Below are 2,628 nucleotides of genomic sequence, written 5' to 3'. Positions count from 1 at the left end.
ATCATGCCAATTCGTGGAAAAATCTTAAATACATGGTAAGTTTCTTCAGATGAAGTACTTGCTTCTCAGGAAGTTCACGATATTGCCATTGCAATTGGTGTAGACCCGGGTAGTGATGATTTATCTGAATTACGTTACGGCAAAATCTGTATTTTGGCCGATGCCGACTCGGACGGTTTACACATTGCGACTTTGCTTTGCGCTTTATTCGTTAAACATTTTCCAGCATTGGTTGAAGAAGGGCATTTGTATGTAGCAATGCCACCATTGTTCCGTATCGATATTGGTAAAGATGTTCATTACGCGCTAGATGATGAAGAGCTTGAAACCATTTTGAAAAATGTTAAAGGTAATAAGAACCCGCAAATTACCCGATTCAAAGGGTTGGGTGAGATGAACGCAATTCAACTACGTGAAACAACAATGGATCCGAACACCCGTCGTTTGGTTCAGCTTGATCTAGATGATGCACATTTAACGGCAGGTTTACTCGACAAGCTCCTTGCAAAAAAACGTGCAGCAGATCGTAAGCAGTGGCTTGAGCAGAAGGGTAACTTAGCTGATATTACGGTTTAAAAATAAATAAAAAATCCCCGCTCAAATGGCGGGGATTTTTTGTGTAAATCTAAATTGTTGAAAATCACCACAACGGGTTCTACTATTAAATTAAAAAATAGACAGATCTGTATATTTTAATTTAAAAAGTAATTTTTATCGGATGGGGAAATTGAAAAACATCACAATTTGCGCCGTTACCAATTCGATCCACTACTGCAAAATCACTCGGCGCTTCAAAGGTAAGCAAAGGATGATGCCAAGTACCTGCCCGATAATTGATACTTTGCTTGCCATCCGAAACAAAAGCACATAGCTTCGCCCTCAATTTCAGTTTCAACGAGCGCATGGTAGCGCTCGGTGTGTGCATCATTAATATGAAAAAAATCATGCCCGTCACAACAAATGACTTCTCCGAAGGGCTGAAAGTTCTCAATGGTTAAAGGCTGAATTTGAACATTCTTCATGATCATGACTTGGCAATTTTTCCCCATAAACGGACACGGCTAATACCACCATCCGGAATCATATTAATACGGATATGCGAGACTTTTTCATGCTGTAAAATTTCATTCATATATTCATGAATATGGTCCATTTGCATAGGTTGGGCTTCAAGTAAGTAAGACCAAAACATACTTTGTGGAATCAGCTGTGCATCGGTTGCATTTTCAAGGTAGACCGCCTGAATAGAAACTTCAGCAGGAAAGTTACCTTTAAAATGCGCCGTATCAATTTCAATTTTTTCAATTTTTCCGCTTTTACCCAATGCAAGACTACACCAGTCATAACCTGGTGCACGGCGGCGTTTGGTTTCCCACCCATCGCCCATGTTGACGCCACGGCCTGGGTTAATCAAATTACGTGGATGTCCAAAGTGCGCATCGCTATAAGCAATTACACGACCGCCATTTTCTAAGGCCAATAAATCGAGAGTCTGCTCGTGGTCGGTCACCTGAATATGAACGTCACCATAAACGCGTAAACGGGCGACACCACCATCTGGGAAAATATTGAGGCGTATATGCGTGAAAATTGCATCATTATTGACCATAAAAATATGATGTTGACTCGGCCCTAGCTCGGTATTTTCTAAAATACTCTGCCACTTTGCCCCAGTAAGGTCACCATTTGGTGCATAACATGCCTCTAATGAGGCAGAAGCAGGATAATTTCCTGTAAAAAACGTGGTGTCGATATCAAGTGCACTGATTTTTCCACTCACACCTAGTTTCACAATACACCAGTCATAGCCTGCATGACGCTTACGGCGGGTCTCCCAACCGTCCATCCATTTGCCATGATCATCAAATTTATCTTCAACAAAAATAGGTGCTTCAAATTGCAGCATGCGCTTTGCTTCGGCAAAGAAATCATCTGAACACTCAATCACTTGTGCACCAATTCGGGCATCTGCCAAATTTGTTTTAGTATTCAAAATTTCAGGAAGTTCAAAAGCTGGAGCGTGCAATGTTGCCATAATGGGGTATCCGTATTTCTTGTTAAAAACATGATTTTTCATTTAAAACTGCACTCACACTGAGCGTGTTGAGATGAGTTTTATACATAAATATATAAGCATGGTGCATGCCAGTTTTGTGGAAAAGCTAAATAAATTTTGAACGATGGCATGTTTTTAGCATAAGCACCCTATAGGTGAATATCTATAGGAGCGTGTTATGAATGTGGTGATTATTGGTGCGGGAATGGGAGGTCTAACCACAGGCATTGCATTAAAGAAATTTGGTCACCAAGTTCGTATTTTTGAGCAAACTGAAAAGATTCTTCCGGTCGGCGCCGCAATTTCGCTGTGGTCAAATGGTGTGAAATGTCTAAATTATCTGGGATTAACTGAGAAAATCGCCAAACTTGGTGGACAAATGGATGACTTGGCCTATGTAGATGGTTTAACTGGAGATGTGATGACGCAATTCAGTTTACGGCCATTAATTGAAGAAGTAGGACAACGTCCTTATCCGGTTGCACGTGCCGATTTACAAAATATGTTAATGGATGAGTTTGGTCGAGATCAGATTTATTTAGGCAAAAAAATGGTAGGCCTTGAAGATAAAG

2 protein-coding genes and 2 pseudogenes are annotated in these 2,628 nt (G+C 40.6%); 2 read left to right on the top strand and 2 right to left on the bottom strand.

The window, feature by feature from the left end:
* Positions 1–576, top strand: a pseudogene (locus VXQ92_RS15605) (DNA topoisomerase IV subunit B); the annotation flags it as partial.
* 121 nt (positions 577–697) lie between these two features.
* On the opposite strand, the pseudogene VXQ92_RS15600 reads toward VXQ92_RS15605, so the two are convergent.
* A pseudogene (locus VXQ92_RS15600) lies at positions 698–1,028 on the bottom strand (ureidoglycolate lyase).
* On the bottom strand, positions 1,025–2,035 hold the full coding sequence (gene alc, locus VXQ92_RS15595; RefSeq protein ID WP_416682411.1) for an allantoicase: 1,011 nt from the start codon (positions 2,033–2,035) through the stop codon (positions 1,025–1,027). The pseudogene VXQ92_RS15600 and the gene alc overlap by 4 nt, the downstream one beginning before the upstream one ends.
* A gap of 199 nt (positions 2,036–2,234) precedes the next feature.
* On the opposite strand from alc, the gene VXQ92_RS15590 reads away from it, so the two are divergent.
* Positions 2,235–2,628, top strand: a 394-nt coding sequence (locus tag VXQ92_RS15590; RefSeq protein WP_416682409.1) for an FAD-dependent oxidoreductase, incomplete at its 3' end; no start/stop codon positions are given.

It is taken from the genome of Acinetobacter sp. 228 (assembly GCF_048147885.1).
This window is presented reverse-complemented; position numbering and strand designations above follow the sequence as displayed.

Bases quoted from the DNA above. Each gene is read 5' to 3' on its own strand.
- alc (WP_416682411.1), bottom strand. From the start codon at position 2,035: ATGGCAACATTGCACGCTCCAGCTTTTGAACTTCCTGAAATTTTGAAT.